This is a genomic window from Enterococcus sp. E4-150 (assembly GCF_035726465.1).
In the GTDB taxonomy this organism is placed as follows: domain Bacteria; phylum Bacillota; class Bacilli; order Lactobacillales; family Enterococcaceae; genus Enterococcus_B; species Enterococcus_B faecium.
This window is the reverse complement of record NZ_JAPRGK010000013.1, coordinates 45,786-61,285: the sequence shown is the minus strand read 5'-3', so window position 1 is coordinate 61,285 and position 15,500 is coordinate 45,786. Positions and strand designations below refer to the sequence as shown.

10 protein-coding genes and 3 pseudogenes are annotated in these 15,500 nt (G+C 38.4%); 4 read left to right on the top strand and 9 right to left on the bottom strand.

Annotated features, from left to right (window positions below; translation table 11 throughout):
* A pseudogene (locus OZ002_RS10850) lies at positions 1 to 544 on the bottom strand (N-acetylmuramoyl-L-alanine amidase); the annotation flags it as partial.
* A 72-nt stretch (positions 545 to 616) separates the two neighbouring features.
* Between OZ002_RS10850 and OZ002_RS10845 the strand changes: the two are divergent.
* Positions 617 to 793: pseudogene (locus OZ002_RS10845) on the top strand (recombinase); the annotation flags it as partial.
* Between the two features lie 175 nt (positions 794 to 968).
* Here the strand turns inward: OZ002_RS10845 and OZ002_RS10840 are convergent.
* Together OZ002_RS10840 and OZ002_RS10835 are read right to left on the bottom strand one after the other, a co-directional pair.
* On the bottom strand, positions 969 to 1,538 hold the full coding sequence (locus OZ002_RS10840) for a type II toxin-antitoxin system Phd/YefM family antitoxin (protein WP_325083298.1): 570 nt from the start codon (positions 1,536 to 1,538) through the stop codon (positions 969 to 971).
* 73 nt (positions 1,539 to 1,611) lie between these two features.
* Positions 1,612 to 2,901 (bottom strand): annotated as a pseudogene (locus tag OZ002_RS10835) (hypothetical protein).
* 257 nt (positions 2,902 to 3,158) lie between these two features.
* On the opposite strand from OZ002_RS10835, the gene OZ002_RS10830 reads away from it, so the two are divergent.
* The 3 genes from OZ002_RS10830 to OZ002_RS10820 are packed head-to-tail and all read left to right on the top strand — an operon-like array spanning position 3,159 to position 7,351.
* On the top strand, positions 3,159 to 4,103 hold the full coding sequence (locus tag OZ002_RS10830) for an AAA family ATPase (RefSeq protein ID WP_002303094.1): 945 nt from the start codon (positions 3,159 to 3,161) through the stop codon (positions 4,101 to 4,103).
* Positions 4,104 to 4,116: 13 nt separating this feature from the next.
* Complete coding sequence (locus OZ002_RS10825; protein ID WP_325083297.1) at positions 4,117 to 5,190, top strand: DUF58 domain-containing protein; 1,074 nt, start codon at positions 4,117 to 4,119, stop codon at positions 5,188 to 5,190.
* Complete coding sequence (locus OZ002_RS10820; RefSeq protein WP_325083296.1) at positions 5,180 to 7,351, top strand: transglutaminase domain-containing protein; 2,172 nt, start codon at positions 5,180 to 5,182, stop codon at positions 7,349 to 7,351. Before OZ002_RS10825 ends, OZ002_RS10820 begins: the two co-directional genes overlap by 11 nt.
* Before the next feature lie 111 nt (positions 7,352 to 7,462).
* Here OZ002_RS10820 and copB read toward each other — a convergent pair whose 3' ends face one another.
* The 6 genes from copB to OZ002_RS10790 form a co-directional block, all read right to left on the bottom strand.
* On the bottom strand, positions 7,463 to 9,634 hold the full coding sequence (gene copB / locus OZ002_RS10815; protein WP_325083295.1) for a copper/silver-translocating P-type ATPase CopB: 2,172 nt from the start codon (positions 9,632 to 9,634) through the stop codon (positions 7,463 to 7,465).
* Between the two features lie 19 nt (positions 9,635 to 9,653).
* Positions 9,654 to 11,840: a heavy metal translocating P-type ATPase gene (locus tag OZ002_RS10810; protein WP_002323434.1), complete on the bottom strand. Its 2,187-nt coding sequence runs from the start codon at positions 11,838 to 11,840 to the stop codon at positions 9,654 to 9,656.
* Positions 11,840 to 12,049, bottom strand: coding sequence for a copper chaperone CopZ (gene copZ, locus OZ002_RS10805; RefSeq protein WP_002289040.1), 210 nt, complete (start codon positions 12,047 to 12,049; stop codon positions 11,840 to 11,842). The genes OZ002_RS10810 and copZ overlap by 1 nt, the downstream gene beginning before the upstream one ends.
* A gap of 12 nt (positions 12,050 to 12,061) precedes the next feature.
* Positions 12,062 to 12,502 carry a CopY/TcrY family copper transport repressor gene (locus OZ002_RS10800; protein ID WP_002294855.1) on the bottom strand — a complete coding sequence of 147 codons (441 nt, stop codon included), beginning with the start codon at positions 12,500 to 12,502 and terminating at the stop codon, positions 12,062 to 12,064.
* Between the two features lie 77 nt (positions 12,503 to 12,579).
* Positions 12,580 to 13,116 carry a hypothetical protein gene (locus tag OZ002_RS10795; RefSeq protein WP_002323435.1) on the bottom strand — a complete coding sequence of 179 codons (537 nt, stop codon included), beginning with the start codon at positions 13,114 to 13,116 and terminating at the stop codon, positions 12,580 to 12,582.
* 614 nt (positions 13,117 to 13,730) lie between these two features.
* Positions 13,731 to 15,197 carry an APC family permease gene (locus OZ002_RS10790; RefSeq protein WP_002288779.1) on the bottom strand — a complete coding sequence of 489 codons (1,467 nt, stop codon included), beginning with the start codon at positions 15,195 to 15,197 and terminating at the stop codon, positions 13,731 to 13,733.
* Positions 15,198 to 15,500 lie beyond the last annotated feature (303 nt).

Here is a 15,500-nt window from a genome sequence, read left to right as displayed (position 1 = left end):
AAGTATTATAAGCTTGATTTACGTCTGGTCTATAAATCCCATCAGCTCTTACTCTAGCTAGTTCTTTTCCAGTATTGTAGTCCATAATGAAAATATACTCGTATTTATAATTAGCAATGTGCCATCCAGCTACATGCAAGTTTGCGTTTTCGATTTCTCCGAACTGATCAATGTGGGCGTAATTTGTTCCATCTGTCAGCGTAGAATTTGCAGCACCTGCTCGAGTTGGATCAATTACTGGTTTATCCTCCGAAGTAGTTGGATTATCATCCGTAAAACCATGAGCCAAATCATAGGCTAGTTTTTCTTTACTTACACCCATTTCAGAAAGATAACCGTAAGGATCTGTATGATCGCCCCAAATATTTTGTGTTACCCATAAATGCGATTTGATTCCTGGTTGGTTATAAGGAGTGTCTAATGTTAATGGAATACCATATTTCATTGCTGAATCTCTTGCCAATTCAACGTATACTTTATAGTTCTTTTCAAAAGTTTCTTTATCATGTGTGTGTTGTAACTCGATTTGCACAGGACTTTTGGCTCACGAGGTTGTCCTACTCTACATCTTGCTGATAGATATGCTGAAAGGAAAACACCAACATTATGTTTTGCTTTTTCAGCTAGAACGAGACAAGCAGGAATACCTTTAGAAGATATCAAAGATTTTTTAGGTCATAAAGATGTTTCCACTACACAAGTCTATGCCCATATTTCTCCCGAAGTGAAAAAAAGATCAATGAATCAACTAGAAAACTATATAGAAGAGCAAATAAAAAAGCACTCAAATTGAGTGCTTTTTTAAGCTCACTATCACTAAAACTATCACTAATTTTATTTATAAGCGAACATGTTTCTATCACTGATTTTTTAAATCTAGCGAAAAACCCTTATCTTAAAGGCGTTCGTTCAATTCTTTGGCAAGGTCTTCAAAGCCTGGCTTGCCTAGAAGTGCGAACATGGTTTTCTTATAGCTCATGTAGAAAAATTTTCTTGATGATGATTTTATCCATCGATTGAGATTGACTGTTTTGCTCTCCTATGATTTCAGCTATGATTGTCCGATTTTGCGGTTTTCTTCTTAACTGGTAGTTGATTTTCCCAGTTTCCATCAACTCGCTAAGCATATCCACGACTCCGCCAAATCCGGTCTTTTTCGTAATAAAACCTAGTGCTACCATTCGTTCATCTAGATTTTTTGCTGTAATCGTCACACCAGTAATGAGCGAGTGCTGTAATGTTTGGGCCAGCTCTTCCATCCCTTCAGCATTGGATACGACGGAAGCTGTTTTGTTAATAGGTTCTTCGTTTATTTCTTTTGGTTCTTTCCTCTCCACTTTCACTGTTTGACGAAGGACATCTAGTTCTTGCAAGAGCGTTTCGTATTGTTCTTGGGTCAGCATCACGCCAGCTACTTTTTCACGATTAAATATATATACGCCAGTTCCCGCGTCTCGCGCTTGAGCAAATACATCCATCGGCGATCGTTTCACTTCTGTGATCGAAGATGTGGGAACTTCTAATTTCTTTAATTCCAATGGATTTCCTCCTTTACTAATCGCTTTTTATTATAGCACAGACTAACTTGTTTTGATCTTTTTTCCAAAGGTTTTATCGGTTTTTGCCTAACCAGTAATTGATATCGGTAAGAAGTCTTTCGATACCAAATGAAGGATGGTACAGATACGTTTTTTGATCTTCGTTATGGTCTAGTGGAAAAAAATGATCGGTGATCACTAGATCTGCATACCGAGGCGGCTTATTTCGAGTACATACATGTATAGAGATCCGTTTTCGATGTCTTAGCGTTTTGTTCAGTACCCCAGCAAGTCTTCTTGCTTCTTGGTGTTCATAGCGAAAAAAAAAGACGATTTTCACTTCAGGAGGGTGGACATCTAAATACCCTCGTTCCTGGAGTGTTTTCAGTAAAAGCATCCCCCACTCTACTGCGGGGTGTGCAAGTGCTTGTTGGATCGCTAGCCGAAATTGATATAGTTTATCTTTGGAATTGGGAAATTTTTCTAATGTTTCCTGATAATAACGAACTTCTTCTATCAGCCGGTCATGGATACCAATTACGTAACGAAGCCATTCTTGGTAAAGTACTTTTGTCAGCTTTGATTTGTTTTCGCTCTCAAATTCGCTATTCAGCCAAAACAGCGAATCAAGCTTTTCAGTCACAATCGTCAATTTCCGATAGTCTTGTGTCTCTTCTATCCGTTTCCACCGCTTTTCAGTAATCTGGTTACAGCTCAAGCGCAAAATTGCTAGATAATTTTTTTCTTTTATTGGCAAAATCTGCTCCTCTCTAAATAGCAATTCAGGAAACAATTCAAAGAATAGTGTTCGACTGTCTCCTAAAATCTCGATTTCTGCCGGATCCTTTCTTTGCTTCAATAATTAGATGAACATCTCAGAAAAGGACTGCTCTCCATCATCTGCAAAAAAATGCGGAAAATCTTTCAAAAAGCAAAACAGCAGATATCTTACTTTTCTTTCTGAACCAAAGATCTGTGCTTTTTTATAAGAAAAAGAAAGGTGGTACTCGCCAAACCACTTTCTCAATCGCTCTTGCGTAGAACGATCGTACTTCTGCTCGTAAGGTTCATTCAATAGCAGATTTTTCAGTAAACAAAACGGGGGTGATTGGATCAGAAAAACAAACAAGAGATAAGGTTCGCTATATCCTTGATCATAAACTAACTGAACGGTTTTCTTATGAAGAATCAGCTGAATGGGACAGTCGCTTTCCGCCAAACGTTTCAGATGCCGATCCACTGTTTTAACATCGATTTTCAGTTCTTCAGCTAAATCAGCTTTTCGCCAGATCAAATCTTTCATTAGATTGATTAGTGAAAATAAATTCTGTGCATTTTTTGATAATAGTTTTTGCCATCTCATCGATCATTTCTCACCTGATTTCTAAACATATTGTTTGATCAAAATGGGTTCACTCCTAAAAAGATAAAAAACTCCCTTTCTATTTATTTAAATACGCAAATCTTCCTCATTATTTTTTATTTTACTCAATTTAATCGTATTCTCATTTCAAAACGAATGTACTTTAAAAAAACATAATAAGATCACTTTGCTTGTAGGATGTATTCCCTTCCATTACAATGAAATAAATAGCGATTTTATGAGAAGGTGATGTGAAAATGGAAGAAAAAATAGAAGAATCCAAACAAAAAATCGATCAGTTGATACAAGAATTAGAAAAAGCGGTCATCGGCAAACGTTCAACTATCCAATTGATGATCGTGGCCCTATTAGCAGGTGGTCATGTCTTATTCGAAGATATTCCCGGTGTAGGTAAAACGTTACTGGTCAAAGCACTAGCAAAAGCTGTACAGGGAACCTTCAGCAGAGTCCAATGTACTCCTGATCTGCTGCCTAGTGATATTCTTGGTTTTTCCGTATACAATTCACAATCAAAAGAGTTTGAATTTCGTCCGGGACCGATCTTTACCACGATCTTGTTGGCAGATGAGATCAATCGTACGACTCCTCGTACTCAGTCAGCACTTTTAGAAGCAATGGCCGAGAATCATGCAACGATCGACAACAATACATACCCTCTAGACAATCATTTTTTTGTCTTAGCTACGCAAAATCCAATCGAGTACGAAGGAACATATCCTTTGCCGGAAGCACAGCTCGATCGTTTTTTATTCCGACTACAAATCGGTTATCCTTCTTTTGATGACGAACTTTTGCTACTTTTGGATAAATTCGAAAAAGTGTTGGATAACTTAAATGAAGTATTGAACAGTTATGAAATAGAAGAAATAAAAACAAATGTGGCGAATGTCTTTGTCAGTCCCGAAGTGGCATCTTATGCCTTGCAGTTAGTGTCAGCAACAAGAAGTCATGCTGCCATCCAGCTTGGCATCAGTCCACGAGGAAGCCTTTCCTTTATTCAGGCAGCAAAAGCTTATGCTTTAATCCATGGGAGAAATTACGTCACGCCCAAAGATTTGCAGGATTTAGTTCCTTACGTGTTTTCCCATCGCCTGATTTTTTACGATCGTTCATTGAAGGAAGACGAAAAGAAACAAATCATTCATACTCTTGTTGCACAAATTCCTATTCCTGTGAGGTAGATTGAGGTAGACAATGGAAAAAATCAAAGATTATTTCATTAATTTTGTGTTATTTCTGGTATATTTCATCATTGTGCTTTTTGCTCTTGTATTCAACAATTCTTTAGGCTGGTTCTTGTTGGCCTTTTTTACTCTTTATGTATCATGGAGCTTGATTTCATTAAGCAGCTTTCTAAAGAAACTTTCGGTTACTTGTACATTGCAGCCACTCGTTTATCGCAAAAAAAGTATGCAGGTTATTTTTTCCATAGCAAAAAAGAGAACTTTTTCTTTACCTCTCCCTCGTTTACAAATCGGCTTCCCAGCAATCTTTGCAGAAAAAAAACAAGAGATTTTGATTCTTACAAATAAACCGCAAGAAGTCCAATTGCTTTGGCAGCCAAAAGAAAGAGGATGCCATGAAACATTAACTGTCATTTTTACAGCCTATGATAGTCTAGGACTTTTCAGAAAAAGTGCAAAAAGAGAGATCTCTTTTCCTGTGACTGTTCTGCCTGCTTTTTGTAAGATTCAAGCAGAAAAATTACAGAGAGTTCTGGAAAAAAAACAGCAGCTGAACGCGTACCAAAGAGGTCTTGATTTTCGGGAACATCGCGCTTATCGTCCAGGTGATTCTTTCAACCGAATCGATTGGAAATTGTCTGCTCATACTCAAGAGTGGTTATACCGTGAATACGATTATCAAGAAGAAGAATGTTCTCCTCTTTTTTGCTTTTGGGGTTCGCCCAGTCCAAAATTTGAACCTCTGCTAGACTTGTATTTTTCTTTATGGCATTTGAGAAAAGAAAAGCAGCCGGAATTTCTGATATTAGGCAACCGCGCCTTTCATGGCAAAGACCCCGGTCATACCTATTTTGCTTCTTTGGAAGCTGGCGATGAGAAAGCTTTTTTCGCACACTTGAAAAAATATGCAAAAAAACAAATCGTCCTCTTTGTTCCTGAGAATTCTCCTGAAGTCTCAGAAGCTATTGAAACATTGTCAAAAGATCGAACGGTTTATCTTGTTTATTTCGTAGAAAAACAACTCATGGTCCAAGAAAAAGACAAGATATGTTCATTGCCAGGAGGTGAATGGATTGACGATTAAACGGGAAAAATGGCTGCGTGGCGTTTACTCCTTTGTGATACTAAGTGTAGGTGCTCCTATATTTGTAGTAGCTAATCAATTGCAAAACAGCTACCTTCTTATCCTAACTATTGGTGTCCTATGCCTTATTGTCTGCTGTATTCCTAAAAAATGGGTACGTTTGCTGCTTTCTTTGCCAGTAATGATAGGTTGTTTGTTTTTATATTTTCCTTCGAAGACATTTTCCATATTATGGATCTTACAGTTTTTTTCGTCAGTCACAGAGGAATTCTTCCATCTATCCCAAGGTAAACTTTATTATTTGCCAGAAAAGACAGCTTTTTTTCTCATAATGTTGCTGATCTATTTATTTATTACATTGACCGTGGATTACGACTATTGGTACGCACCCTTTCTTTCTTTGATGGCTTACTTCATGATGCTTACCGTTTTTCGGAAAAAAGATTTACTGTACGAAATGATTGCGGTAGTAACTGTTTTGTTCGTGTATCTGGCAGCAAGGCAATTTTTCTCCATCCGGTTGTTGTCGGGAAACACTCGATTCCAGTCATTGACTACAGTTCTGCTTATTTGTTTCTTAACTTTTAGCGCTATCTTGCCTTTATATCTTCCGAAAGTACACCAATCTCTCGAGGAAACGAGTGAACCGATCCGAGAATATCTTAATGATGAAGGGCTTTATGACACACTCCATGAGTATCAATTAACCGGAAGTGCAAGAACAGGCTTCAGTAAGAATGATGAACAGCTTGGTGGACCTTTATATGATAATGGCGAAGTTGTTTTTACAGCGAACCAAAAAGGAAATGGCTATTGGAAGATCGAAAATAAAAATCATTACACCGGTTCTGGATGGATAGAAGATCAGGACGCACCCATCCAACCAATCCAAGAATTCCCTGTTGACATCACGAGCTACCAAACCGTTATAGAAGACAAAGAAAACATTACATTGACCCTAAAAAAACAAGCTTTCTTACCTTATCCTTATGGAAATACTACCTTGACTGATTTTTCATTAGCTAGTGGACAAACGCTTTACTATTTGCCTGAAAGCCAGCGATTCATTCCTGTCCCGAATGAATCGACACGTTCTGCAACTTTACAAACAGAAAGGTTAGTTTTTACGAGAGAAGAATTAAAAAGCAGTCAGTTAAAAGCTGATGATTTAGAAAATCAGCAGACAAATCTTCAATTGCCAAAAAGTTTGCCTAAACGTATTGAGGACTTGGCGGTCGAATTGACCAAAAATGAAGCAACTTTAATTCGTAAAGTCGAAGCTGTCGAACAGTATTTAAAAACAAGCGGAAATTTCCGCTATTCCAAAACGGATACCGGGCATACTCCGAAAGAACACGATTATGTGGATTATTTCCTCTTTGATTCAAAAGTCGGCTATTGTGACAACTTTTCAACTTCTATGGTCGTCCTTCTTCGAACACTTGGTATCCCAGCTCGCTGGACAAAAGGTTTTACAAATGGGCTCAGAACAGGCACAGATAATCAAGGGAATGAGGAATACAGCATTCTCAATAGTCATGCTCATTCTTGGCCAGAGGTATACTTTCCTGGATTTGGCTGGCTTCCATTTGAACCAACCCCTTCATTTGCCAATCCAATGGGTTCACAACCAGTTGCTGAAACAACCGAAACCGTCCAGCCTGCTATCGAACAACCAAATGAAAGCGAAAATATGGCAGAAACTATTTCCAGTGAGAGATCTGAGGTCATTCCATCAGAAGAAACAACACTCACACCAGCTTATAAAATCGTCTTATTCAGCCTTGGGGTGTGTTTATCCGTCTTGTTGTTCTTTCTATTGTTATTCAGAAAATTTCTGCGCTGGACAAGTTATCTTATCTATCTTCATTTTTTTGCTTCTACTAATACGATTGCATATCAAAAACTTCTTAACCATTTGGAAACATTGGTACCGCGCAAACCCGCAGAATCTTTGCAGGAATATAGCCTGCGAATAGAACAAGAATTCAAGCTAGATCTGCGTTTCATTCGATTAACTACTCAATATGAAGCAGAAATATATGGACGACAAGCAGATCCGGTAAAATTCGATAAAAAAACCTATTTAGAAATAACGCATATAATAAGAAAAATTGTATACAAAAAAGTTCTGACAAAAGGGAGCCGCTTCAAAAAATAAGATAAAATTTCTGGAGAATCTACTTCTGGAATGCCGAGAACCAGCTGATTGAGTATCGATTATTCGAAAAAAAGGTTGTGACACGTTTTTTGTCACAACCTTTTTTCATTATTATTTGATTTTCAATGTCAAAGAATTTAGAGCTACAACTATTGTACTTAACGACATCAAGACAGCACCAACTGCTGGACTTAATATGATACCAATTGGCGCAAGAATTCCGGCTGCTAGCGGAATTGCAAGAATATTGTAACCTGCCCCCCACCAGAGGTTCTGGATCATTTTCTTTCGCGTTTGCTTGGCTAGATCAAGAAAATGCAAAATATCTTTTGGATCGCTGTTTGTCAACACGACATCCGCAGAATCGATTGCGATATCTGTCCCTGCACCGATTGCCATCCCGATTGAAGCACGGGCTAAACTTGGCGCATCATTGATCCCATCACCCACCATGATTACTTTTTTCCCTTGGTCAAGGTATTTCTGGACAACAGCTTCTTTATCATCTGGTAATAAACCGCCATAATATTCTTCGATCCCTAAATAATCTGCTACTGCTTGGGCAGCGTTTTTATTGTCACCAGTAAGCATGACAGGAGTGATTTTTCTTTCTTTCAATGTTCGGATAAATTCTTTTGCTTCTGTTTTTACTACGTCACCTAAAGCAACGATTGCAGCTAGATGATTTTCTAAAATCAGGAAGCTGATGGTATTTCCTTGTTCTTGGTAAGGTTTCAATAATGCTTGTTCTACGTTTAATCCGAGACGCTCAACTTCTTTTTCATTAACTATTTTCACTTGTTGGTTTTTGACTGTTGCCTCTAGCCCGACTCCTGAAAGATTTTTTAGATTTTCGGCTTGATAAGGCTTGATTTCATGTTCTTTCAAATAATTCATAATGCCAACAGCCAATGGATGATTGGCATTCGCTTCCAATGCTCCTAAATATTGAAGGATTTCATTTTTATTGAACGCATCATCAAGTACTTCGACACCCGTTACAGTAAATTTTCCTTCTGTTAGTGTTCCTGTTTTGTCCAGCATGATCACATCTAGATCATTGGCTTGCTCCAGTGCATTGCGGTTTTTCAAAAGTAATCCGTTTTTAGCTGCTATTGATGTAGAGCGAGCAACAACTAATGGGATAGCTAAACCTAGAGCATGAGGACAGGCGATGATAAAGACTGTTACCATACGTTCTAATGCATTAGGAAGATCTGTCAAGAACAACCAGGCGATGAATGCCAGGATACCCACAATTAATGCGACATAAAACAGCCATTTTGCCACTTTGTCAGATAATGACTCTAGCTTGGATTTTTCTCCTTGTGCTTTTCGCACCATTTCCATAACCTTCGCTAGATAACCATTTTCACCAGTTCCAGTTACTTCGATTTCGATCGTTCCATCCCCATTGATAGAACCGCCAATCACTTTGTCATTGGCTTGTTTTTTGATTCCTCTTGATTCGCCAGTCACAGCTGATTCGTCAACAATTGTTTCACCTTTCAAGATTACACCATCTGTTGGCATTTTATCACCAGACCGGACGATCAAACGATCACCTTCGTTTACTTCTTTCAATGAAACTGTCTCTTCTTTTCCATCTTTCGTCAAGCGTTTCACTGATTCTGGCAGTAATTCTGCTAGTTTTTGTAAAGCATTGCTGGCATTCGACACAGCATTCATTTCAATCCAGTGACCTAGTAGCATAATAACGATCAAAGTAGCCAATTCCCAGAAGAAATCCATGACGTGTGTATGTGGATTGAGCAGATTTGCGATAAACGAATAGACACTATAAATATATGCAACTGTAATCCCCATCGCGATCAGTGTCATCATAGCAGGACTTTTTTGTTTCAATTCCATCTTAGCTCCACTTAAAAATGGCTGACCGCCATAGATAAATAGTATAGTTGCTAAGATCAATACGAGCCAATCAGAACCAGGAAACGTTACTTGAAATGGAAATTCCATTCCCATCATTGGTGAAAAAAGAATGATTGGGATAGCTAGGATAAGCGATAGCCAAAATTTTTGTTTGAAATTCCCCATGTGCATGGAATGATCCATGCCGCCGTGTTCGTGATCCATGTGCATCGAATGGTCCATTTGTTTGCTGTTTGCTATATCTCCATGGTTATGTCCCATGTGCATGGAATGATCCATCTGACTATGGTCATGTTTCATCTCCATCTGTTTTTCATGAGATTCTGTACTTTCTTTGTTTACTACTTCTTTTTTATGCTCATGTTTTTTCTCCATATCGTTCCCATTCATTTTTACTCCATCCCTTCTCTTACTTTTTCATGTGTCGATTTAAGCTTAGGGAATTCAACAATACACTGACGGAACTAAACGCCATCGCTCCTCCTGCAATGATTGGATTCAAAAAGCCTAGTGCGGCAAAAGGAATACCAATCGTATTATAGACAAAAGCCCAGAAAAGATTTTGTTTGATTTTTCTCAATGTCACCCTAGACAACTCGATTGTTTGTGCAATGGATGCCAAACTGCTATTCATCAGCGTCACATCGGCTGTTTCCATCGCGATGTCCGTTCCACTTCCCATTGCCATACCAACATCAGCTAATGCTAAAGCCGGTGCATCATTGATTCCATCGCCTGCCATACCGACTTTTTTGCCATCTTTCTGAAGTTTTTCTACGTAGGCTGCTTTATCTTCTGGAAGTACTTCAGCAAAGATATGCTTTGGATCAATACCAACTTGTTTACCAATCGTTTCGGCTGCCAGTTTGTTGTCTCCTGTCAGCATAAAAACATCTAATCCTTTATTCTGTAACTGCTTGATTGCTTGTTTGGCTTCTAGTTTGATTTGATCAGCCACGGCAATCAACCCGATCACTTGCTTTTCATCAGCTAAAAACATGACTGTTTTTCCCTGCTGTTCTAATTCTAACGCGTGTTCTTGGTATTCATCAAATGATAGGTTCAATTCAATTAATCGTTTACGTGTACCCGCAAAATAGCGTACTCCATTAATCGTACCGCTGATCCCAGCACCTGGGTGGGCTGTAAAATCAATCATATCGTATGTTGCTGCTTCTTGCAGTTTTCCGTACTCCACGATTGCTTTACCTAGTGGATGTTCAGAAGCTTGTTCTAAAGTATAAAAAATAGATAGGACTTCTTTTGAACCGACTAGATCTGTAACTTTGGGCTTTCCTTCTGTAATCGTTCCAGTTTTATCCAAAACAATGCTGTCTAAGTGAGCAGCTGCTTCTAATGCTTCTCCACCTTTAATTAAGATTCCGTTTCGTGCGCCAACACCCGTACCTACCATAATAGCTGTTGGAGTCGCTAAACCTAATGCACATGGACACGCAATGACTAATACAGAGACACTATGGATCAATGCGAGTTGCCAATCACCAGTGATCAAACCTGTAGCTACGAGCGTGATGAACGCGATGACTAATACGATCGGAACAAAAATCCCTGAGATCCGATCTGCGATTTTTTGGATTGGGGCTTTGCTCCCTTGAGCATCTTCCACCATTTGAATGATTTGAGCTAATACTGTCTGCTTGCCGACTTGTGTAACTTCCATGTGAAGTAGACCATTCGTATTGATTGTCCCGCCAAAGAGCGTGTCATCCGGATTCTTTTCTACAGGAAGATTTTCACCAGTAAGCATACTTTCATCTATCGCACTGCTTCCTGAAATAATTCGACCATCTGCTGGAATCTGCTCACCAGGACGGATGACTAGTTGATCACCAACGACTACTTCTTCAATCGCTAACGTTTCTTCTTTCCCGTTTCTTATCACTTGGGCGGTTTTTGTTTGAAGAGACATCAATTGTTTGATTGCATTACCTGTTTTCGTTTTTGCTGTATGTTCCAAATATTTGCCGAGCAAAATCAGCGTGATGATCATACTGCTGCTTTCAAAATAAAGATCTTGGGGGTGTCCACGGAAAAATCCGTTGTAAATGCTCAATGCAAAGGCAGCCGATGTTCCAATTGCTACCAATACATCCATATTTGGTGCTTTCGTCTTGATTGCATGGTACGCACCTTTATAAAAACGAGCACCGACATAAAATTGGACAGGAGCAGACAGCACTAACTGGACGATTGGAAAATGAAAAAAGTGAACAATCGCCGCATGGCTTCCTAACATCATAGCAATCATTGACAACATCAACGGCAAAGTCAAAACCGTACTCAATATAAGATCGAATAGCATTTTTTTCAAATACGCTTGCTTTTCTTCTGCAATTTTTTGTTTGTGGGCTTCATCGTACAAAATTGCACCATAGCCTATGTTTTCTACGCTTTGGATTAATTTTTCAGTGGTCGTCCCTTCATATTTGACACTTGCTTTTTCAGTGGCCAAGTTGACTGTGGCATTGACCACACCAGGTTGTCCGTTCAGCTCTTTTTCGATCCTAGCAGAACAATTTGCACAAGTCATACCTGTAATGACGAACGTATCCATTTTGGTTTCTGCTGTTGCCATCAAATCACCTCTGCTTTATAACCCAATCCATTGATTGCTTGACAAATCTTTTCGGATTGAACTTTTGTTTCATCAAACTTGACCGTACCGTTTGCTTTTTTCAAATTTACTTTCACTTTTTGCACGCCGTCAAGTGCGCTTACTGTTTCTTCTACTCTTGCTGCACAATGATTGCAGCTCATACCTTCGATTGAAAATTGTTGTTTCATTTTTTCTTCCTCCTATTGATGTTGTTTACATTCACATTGACCTGGGATACAGTTACATTCGATCGTATCTACTGGTTGCTTTTGTTCCAGTTGTTTCAAAATCTCATTGATATCTTCTTGAGTCAAAGTGGCTTCTTCTACTAGATCCGCAATCGTCTCTCCAATCCTTTTTGCACAGATATGGGAAAAAAGATTTTCCGTCGCACTGCGAACTGTTTCCATCTCCGAGACAGCTGGATGATAAATGAATTTTTTTCCTTCTTGTTCTGTCCAGATCACTTCTTTTTTTACCAAACGTCCCAGCAAAGTTTTGATCGTTGCTGGTTTCCAATCCATCGAATCAGCTAAGATCTGCGTAATTTCTTGGGCTGTCGTCTGTCCAAGTGTCCAAATAACACGCATGATCTCCCACTCTGAATCACTGATCTTTACTGGCGTTTTGACTTTTTCCATTTATTTCACACCTTTCGTTTACAAACGTAATCATTAGCTTATGAATACAGATTACACTTGTAAACAAAAACTGTCAATTATTTTTGCTCTCTATTTTTCAATTTAGTTAAAAATTCTTGTTTCTCTCGTCTTGTTTTAAGGATGATCAGTTTATTTCTTGCATTAGCTACTTGGATCAGCTGCTGTATTTTCGGTTCATTGTTTTCTTCAAAATGCCAGATAAAAGATAAAAATTCTAAGTATTCCCTGTTTAGTTTCTCCGAAAATGATTCAGGCATATCTGGCCGAGATTTTTTGTTTATCTTTCTTTTTAGAGAACGCCAAACTACTCGGTAGATGGCGAGATAACGCGGCACTTTAAGCCAAATGATCTTATCTGCTTCTTTAATCCTTTCCTCTAATGTAGAAGTATAATTTCCTTCAACGATCCATGACGGATTAGATACCATAAACAATTGCTGTTCTTGCAAAAACCACTTTTTTGCCTGAATACTGTAGTCTGTTGTATGCCATAAAAGGTCTAGCGGCAGTAGCGGAAAGTCGGTGATTTCTTTGATCTTCCTTGCGAGGGTCGATTTTCCCGACCCACTTTGTCCAATCACGATGATCTTCATTCTTCTCCCTCACTTCTCTTTGGAATTTGGTTCGATCATACCACTTATAACGCCGCAAAAAAACAAGGGACTGTGACAAAAGTCGTGTCAAAGTCCCTTGTTTCGAATAAATGGTGTTCAATCAGCTGACCTTCAGCATTAGCTCAAAAAGCGGCAAAATATGAGGAGCTATTTTTCCGTTTGTTTCTCTAATACTCAGGTCAAATCGCTGATTTTACAACCTCTTCCTTAAACGGTGTTCTCCTGCCAACACCTCGGTCACAAGTCACAATAGTCAACAAACATGAGAAGTTGTTTTTTGAAATTGCTCCTTGTGACTCGGAGTTAAACGGCAGGCTCACTACCTCTTTCTTAAACGGTGTTCCAAAGCTTGCATCTGCGGTAATAAGCCCAGCCAAACGAAAAATATGAGGGGCTATTTTTGTTTGGCTGTTCTTATTACTTGATGCAGGACAGCTTTTTCACAACCTCTGATTCACGGTGTTCCAGAAGTAGCTTCTTCGAAAAACAAGCCGAAACTTCACAAAAATTTGAGAAGCAATTTTCGTAAATTCCTTCTTATTTCTTGAAGCTGACCACTTCTGTCACAACCTCTTGTAACAAGTATTTCTATTTTAAGGCTGAACCACTGTTTCTGGTTCAGTGATTTCTTTGTTTTTGTCTCGACGAGCAATTGCTGGCAAGATCATACCTAATAAGATCAAGACGATTGGTGTGATGATATTCGTAAATAATTGGAACCACCATGCTTTAGGATCAGCAGTATAATCTACTTTTGGCACCATTCCTAGGATACATGCAAACGCAGTGAAGGCAAAGCACCAAGCACCAAAGATAAAACCGATTTTTGGATTTTTAACAAATTTATATTCAGAATTGAATTTCTTATAAGCTTTATTCAACATCATATATGCCAAGAACACCCATAGGTAACGCATTGGCATGACAACTGAGTTCAAGTTCGTCAACCATTTTACTAATTCATTCATATCTTTGATACCAAAAATCGGCAACAAAATAATGATTCCTACTAGTATACCTGTCAGAAGATAACCATTCACCAATGTACCTTTACGATTACGTTTACGTAGCCAGTTTGGTACAAATTCTGGATCCGCATCTGCTAACAAGATTTTTAGTGGTGCATCAATTGAAAAGGCTAATGCGGAGATTTGTCCAATCATGTTTGTCAATGCGTAAATGATCATCAATGAGTTACCGATACCATAGTAATTACCTAAAATTTGAAAAGCACTGTATGCCCCATTTGCCATCAAGTCTTTAGGAATATTATCACTAGCAAACAGCATACCCATTGCGACTGAGCCTAATACAGCACAAATCCCTACCATTGCTGCTAAGAAGATCATCCCTTTAGGAAATTCCTTTGCAGGATTTCTTGTAGAGTTGACATAAGGGGATATTTTTTCCGCCCCTCCAACTGCAAATACTAGCATCGAAACGGTTGTGAAATAACTGAAATCAAATGTTGGAATATATGTTTTCACTTGATTCATATGTGGTGTGGCAAATTCCATCGTTGGATTGATGAACGGTGCCGTTACAGCTAAAAGAATAAATAAGATCGACATGACGAACATCGCTGTTCCGGCCAGTCCGCCAATCACTTTCAAAGTAGAAAGTCCTTTTGTTGATAAATATAAAAAGGCAAGAAATATAATAAGTGAAATAACTGCTACCATTTGTACTGACATCGTATTTACGATATTTCCATTTCCTTGGACTGCCCAACCACCAGCAATCAGAATTGCTTGAGGCTTTTGTGCCAAATAAGGAATATGGACGACCCAGTAAGTCCAAGCGGCATAGTATGCCAGTCGTTTATTAGATGTCGTATTTTCGACCCATGAACTGACGCCTCCTTTACTATCCTTGAAGGCTGATCCTAATTGTCCAACGATCAATGCGTATGGAATAAAATAAATGGCCAAAATCAATAGCCAAGAGGTGACAACTGATACTCCTTGCTGAGCATAGTTATTAACTACATTCCCCATGCCCCAAACCATGTTAAATGCAATTAACGCAACAGTAAACCAGCGTAATTGTTTGTTGTTCATTCGTTCTCTCCTTTATGATAAAAATTTGTTATCCAGATGTAATCATATTCAATTTTTAACAAACTTACAAGACAGTGTTATTTTATGTGTGTATTCTTTTATTTAATACACATCGTTTTTTCATATTTTTTCCATCAAAAAAATAAGTTATTTTCTTTTATTTCATTGACCTTATTGAATTTCAAGCTATTTTGAATTTTCTGCAAAATTAAAAACATTAGTTATTTTATAATCCTATCTATTTTCTTTACATTTTTCATTAAGAAAAGGATATAAAAAAAAGAGGACGTTCATTCGTCCTCT

Excerpts from the sequence above, each read along its gene's own strand:
- OZ002_RS10825 (WP_325083297.1), top strand. The coding sequence starts at position 4,117 with ATGGAAAAAATCAAAGATTATTTCATTAATTTTGTGTTATTTCTGGTA.
- copB (WP_325083295.1), bottom strand. The coding sequence starts at position 9,634 with ATGAATGGGAACGATATGGAGAAAAAACATGAGCATAAAAAAGAAGTA.
- OZ002_RS10830 (WP_002303094.1), top strand. The coding sequence starts at position 3,159 with ATGGAAGAAAAAATAGAAGAATCCAAACAAAAAATCGATCAGTTGATA.
- OZ002_RS10810 (WP_002323434.1), bottom strand. The coding sequence starts at position 11,840 with ATGGCAACAGCAGAAACCAAAATGGATACGTTCGTCATTACAGGTATG.
- OZ002_RS10795 (WP_002323435.1), bottom strand. The coding sequence starts at position 13,116 with ATGAAGATCATCGTGATTGGACAAAGTGGGTCGGGAAAATCGACCCTC.
- copZ (WP_002289040.1), bottom strand. The coding sequence starts at position 12,049 with ATGAAACAACAATTTTCAATCGAAGGTATGAGCTGCAATCATTGTGCA.
- OZ002_RS10790 (WP_002288779.1), bottom strand. The coding sequence starts at position 15,197 with ATGAACAACAAACAATTACGCTGGTTTACTGTTGCGTTAATTGCATTT.
- OZ002_RS10800 (WP_002294855.1), bottom strand. The coding sequence starts at position 12,502 with ATGGAAAAAGTCAAAACGCCAGTAAAGATCAGTGATTCAGAGTGGGAG.